The 1,806-nt window shown below is 67.8% G+C and carries 2 protein-coding genes; both read left to right on the top strand.

Features of this window, described 5'->3' with window-relative positions; all coding sequences use genetic code 11:
• Positions 1-1,465 (top strand): toprim domain-containing protein (locus AX685_RS15885; protein ID WP_066490394.1); only part of this gene is annotated, 1,465 nt, incomplete at its 5' end.
• A partial coding sequence (locus AX685_RS15880; protein ID WP_156445859.1) for a DUF1275 family protein occupies positions 1,462-1,806 on the top strand: 345 nt, incomplete at its 3' end. The genes AX685_RS15885 and AX685_RS15880, both read left to right, overlap by 4 nt.

Raw genomic sequence — 1,806 nt, 5'->3', positions numbered from 1 at the left:
CCGCCGCGGCACCTCGGTCAGCTTCGTTCCCGATACCGAGATTTTCGGACCCGAGCTGCATTTCAAGCCGGCACGGCTCTACAAGCTGGCACGATCCAAGGCGTATCTGTTCGCGGGCGTCGAGATCCGCTGGAAATGCGCGCCGGAGTTGGTCGAGGGAACGGACACGCCGGCGGAGGCGGTGTTCCAGTTTCCCGGCGGGCTGGCCGATCACCTGCGCGAGCAGGTGGGCGGGCGCGAATGCGCCACCGCCGATTTCTTCACCGGGCAACAGGATTTCCCGGATGCGCAGGGGAAGGTGGAATGGGCGGTCGCCTGGCCGCTGTGGAGCGACGGCAGCTACAGCTGGTATTGCAACACCATCCCGACCCCCGACGGCGGCACCCACGAACAGGGGCTGCGCCAGGCGCTGGTGCGCGGACTTCGCCAGTTCGGCGAGCTAGTGAACAACAAGAAGGCCAAGGAACTGACCGCCGACGACGTGATGGTCGGCAGCGAGCTGATGCTTAGCGTGTTCATCCGCGACCCGCAGTTCCAGAGCCAGACCAAGGACCGGCTGACCTCCCCTGAGGCCGCCGGGCTGGTCGAAAAGGCGATGCGCGACCACTTTGACCATTGGCTGGGCCAGAACATGGAGCGCGGCAAGGCGCTGCTCGGCTATGTCATGGAGCGGATGGACGAACGCCTGCGCCGCAAGGCCGAGCGCGAGGTGAAGCGCAAGACCGCCACATCCTCGCGCAAGCTGCGGCTGCCGGGCAAGCTGACCGATTGCGCCGCCGATAGCCCCGAGGGCACCGAGTTGTTCATCGTCGAGGGCGATTCGGCAGGTGGCTCGGCGAAGCAGGCGCGCGACCGCAAGACGCAGGCGATCCTGCCAATCCGCGGCAAGATCCTGAACGTCGCCAGCGCGACCAGCGCGAAGATCCTCGCCAATCAGGAGATCGCCGACCTGGTCCAGGCGCTCGGTTGCGGTACGCGCAAGGATTGCCAGCCTGATGCGCTGCGTTACGAGCGGATCGTCATCATGACCGACGCCGACGTCGACGGCGCGCATATCGCGACGCTGCTGATGACGTTCTTCTTCCAGGAAATGCCCGAGCTCGTGCGGCGCGGGCACCTGTACCTCGCGCAGCCGCCGCTCTATCGCCTGACCGCAGGCGCCAAGAGCCTGTACGCGCGCGACGACGCGCATCGTGCCGAGCTGGAACGCACCGCGTTTAAGGGCAAGAAAGTGGATGTTGCGCGCTTCAAGGGGCTGGGCGAGATGAACCCTCAGCAGCTGCGCGAGACGACCATGGACCCGGCGAAGCGCAGCATGATCCGCATCACCCTGCCGCAGGAATATGAAGAGCGTGCCGGGGTGAAGGATCTGGTCGACCGGCTGATGGGGACCAATCCCGCGCACCGTTTCGCCTTCATCCAGGAAAATGCCGCGCGGCTGGACGAGGAGGCCATCGACGCATGAGGCGCCACCCGCGCGCCGACTGGTGGCTGGCGGCGGCGCTGGCGATGCTGGCCGGGTGCGTCGATGCGATCGGGTTCCTGCGCGCGGGCGGGATGTTCGTGTCGTTCATGAGCGGCAATACGACGCGGCTGGCGGTCGACGCGGTCGCGCGACAGGCGGCGGCCTTTACCGCGGCGGGGCTGATCCTCGGCTTTCTGGCGGGGGTGGTCGGCGGGGCGGTGATCGCCCAGGCAGCGGGGCGGTGGCAGCGCCCGGCGGTGATCGCGGCGACCGCGCTGCTGCTGGCGCTGGCGGCGGCTTTGTCCGGCTGGCCGCTCGCGGTGGTGTTGCTGGCGGTGGCG

This window comes from Sphingomonas sp. CCH9-F2, from assembly GCF_001556735.1.
GTDB classification, from domain to species: Bacteria; Pseudomonadota; Alphaproteobacteria; order Sphingomonadales; family Sphingomonadaceae; genus Sphingomonas; species Sphingomonas ginsenosidimutans.
This window is presented reverse-complemented; position numbering and strand designations above follow the sequence as displayed.